Source organism: Nonomuraea sp. ZG12 (assembly GCF_052068115.1).
Lineage (GTDB): Bacteria > Actinomycetota > Actinomycetes > Streptosporangiales > Streptosporangiaceae > Nonomuraea.
Map to the genome: position 1 here is coordinate 1 of NZ_JBQHCW010000077.1, position 2,819 is coordinate 2,819.

General features: G+C 66.0%; 1 protein-coding gene. It reads left to right on the top strand.

The annotated features are described in order from the left end of the window. Positions 1-2,819 (top strand): DNA-directed RNA polymerase subunit beta (gene rpoB, locus ACTMTF_RS49275; RefSeq protein ID WP_441117019.1); only part of this gene is annotated, 2,819 nt, incomplete at both ends.

A 2,819-nucleotide genomic window follows, 5' to 3' on the forward strand; every position in this document is an offset into this window, starting at 1 on the left:
GGTCATCCCGTCGCGGGGTGCCTGGCTCGAGTTCGAGATCGACAAGCGCGACAGCGTCGGTGTGCGCATCGACCGTAAGCGCAAGCAGGCCGTCACGGTGCTTCTCAAGGCGCTGGGATGGACCACCGAGCAGATCCTCGAGCGGTTCGGCCAGTACGAGTCGATGCGGGCCACCCTGGAGAAGGACCACACCGCCGGTCAGGATGACGCCCTGCTCGACATCTACCGCAAGCTGCGGCCGGGTGAGCCGCCGACCAAGGAGTCGGCGCAGACCCTGCTGGAGAACCTCTACTTCAATCCCAAGCGTTACGACCTCGCCAAGGTGGGTCGCTACAAGATCAACAAGAAGCTCGGGGCCGACTCTGAGATCTCTCAGGGCACGCTGACCGAGCAGGACATCGTCGCCACCATCGAGTACATCGTCCGCCTGCACGCCGGTGAGGAGTCGATGCCCGCGGCCGAGGGCGCGCCGACCGACACGGTGATCGTCGAGACCGACGACATCGACCACTTCGGCAACCGCCGTCTGCGCAGCGTGGGCGAGCTCATCCAGAACCAGGTGCGCCTGGGCCTGGCCCGGATGGAGCGGGTCGTGCGTGAGCGGATGACCACGCAGGACGTCGAGGCGATCACGCCGCAGACCCTGATCAACATTCGCCCGGTCGTGGCGTCGATCAGGGAGTTCTTCGGCACTTCGCAGCTGTCGCAGTTCATGGACCAGACCAACCCGCTGGCCGGTCTGACGCACAAGCGGCGCCTGAACGCGCTGGGTCCTGGTGGTCTGTCGCGTGAGCGGGCGGGCTTCGAGGTTCGTGACGTGCACCCGTCCCACTATGGGCGGATGTGCCCGATCGAGACGCCTGAGGGCCCGAACATCGGCCTGATCGGCTCGCTCGCCTCCTATGGGCGGATCAACGCGTTCGGTTTCGTGGAGACGCCGTATCGCAAGGTCGCCGACGGCAAGGTGACCGACCAGGTCGATTACCTGACCGCCGACGAGGAGGACCGTTTCGTCAAGGCGCAGGCCAACACGGTGCTCAACCCGGACGGCACGTTCGCCGAGAGCCGGGTGCTGGTCCGCACCAAGGGTGGTGAGACCGAGCTGGCGCGTGCCGAGGAGGTCGACTACATCGACGTGTCGCCGCGTCAGATGGTGTCGGTGGCCACGGCGATGATCCCGTTCCTGGAGCACGACGACGCCAACCGGGCGCTGATGGGCTCCAACATGCAGCGTCAGTCGGTGCCGCTGCTCAAGAGCGAGGCGCCGCTGGTCGGCACCGGCATGGAGTATCGTGCCGCGACCGACGCCGGCGATGTGATCAGCGCGGAGAAGGCCGGTGTGGTGGAGGAGGTCTCCGCCGACTACGTCACCGTGATGAACGACGACGGCACCCGCACCACCTACCGGGTGGCCAAGTTCAAGCGGTCCAACCAGGGCACCTCGTATAACCAGAAGCCGATCGTGGCCGAGGGTGACCGGGTGGAGGTCAACCAGGTCATCGCCGACGGTCCGTGCACCGATCAGGGTGAGATGGCGCTGGGCAAGAACCTGCTGGTGGCGTTCATGCCGTGGGAGGGTCACAACTACGAAGACGCGATCATCCTGTCGCAGCGGCTGGTCCAGGACGACGTCCTGTCCTCGATTCACATCGAGGAGCACGAGGTCGACGCCCGGGACACCAAGCTGGGCCCGGAGGAGATCACCCGGGACATCCCGAACGTCTCCGAAGAGGTCCTGGCCGACCTGGACGAGCGCGGCATCATCCGGATCGGCGCCGAGGTCGTCCCCGGCGACATCCTGGTCGGCAAGGTCACCCCGAAGGGTGAGACCGAGCTGACCCCGGAGGAGCGGCTGCTGCGCGCGATCTTCGGTGAGAAGGCCCGCGAGGTCCGTGACACCTCACTGAAGGTGCCGCACGGCAAGAAGGGCAAGGTCATCGAGGTACGTGTGTTCTCTCGTGAGGAGGGCGACGAGCTGCCTCCGGGAGTGAACGAGCTGGTCCGCGTGCATGTCGCGCAGAAGCGTAAGATCACCGACGGCGACAAGCTGGCCGGCCGGCACGGCAACAAGGGCGTCATCTCCAAGATCCTGCCGGTCGAGGACATGCCGTTCCTGGAGGACGGCACGCCCGTCGACATCATCCTCAACCCGCTCGGTGTGCCGGGCCGGATGAACGTCGGTCAGGTGCTGGAGACCCACCTGGGGTGGATCGCCGCGCGTGGCTGGGACATCTCCGGTGTCCAGGAGGCCTGGGCTCAGCGCCTGCGCGACAAGGGCTTCGACACGGTCGAGCCGTTCACCGCAATGGCGACGCCGGTGTTCGACGGGGCGCACGAGGAGGAGATCGTCGGTCTGCTCGGCAACACCGTCGCCAACCGTGACGGTGACCGGATGGTGCAGCAGAGCGGTAAGGCGCGGCTGTTCGACGGTCGTTCCGGTGAGCCGTTCCCGTATCCGATCGCGGTCGGGTACATCTACATCCTCAAGCTCCTCCACCTGGTCGACGACAAGATCCACGCCCGGTCGACCGGCCCCTACTCCATGATCACCCAGCAGCCGCTCGGCGGTAAGGCCCAGTTCGGTGGCCAGCGCTTCGGTGAGATGGAGGTGTGGGCGCTGGAAGCGTACGGTGCCGCCTACGCACTGCAGGAGCTGCTGACGATCAAGTCTGACGACGTCCTGGGCCGCGTGAAGGTCTACGAGGCGATCGTCAAGGGCGAGAACATTCCCGAGCCGGGCATCCCGGAGTCCTTCAAGGTCCTCATCAAGGAAATGCAGTCGCTGTGCCTCAACGTCGAGGTGCTCTCCAGCGACGGCA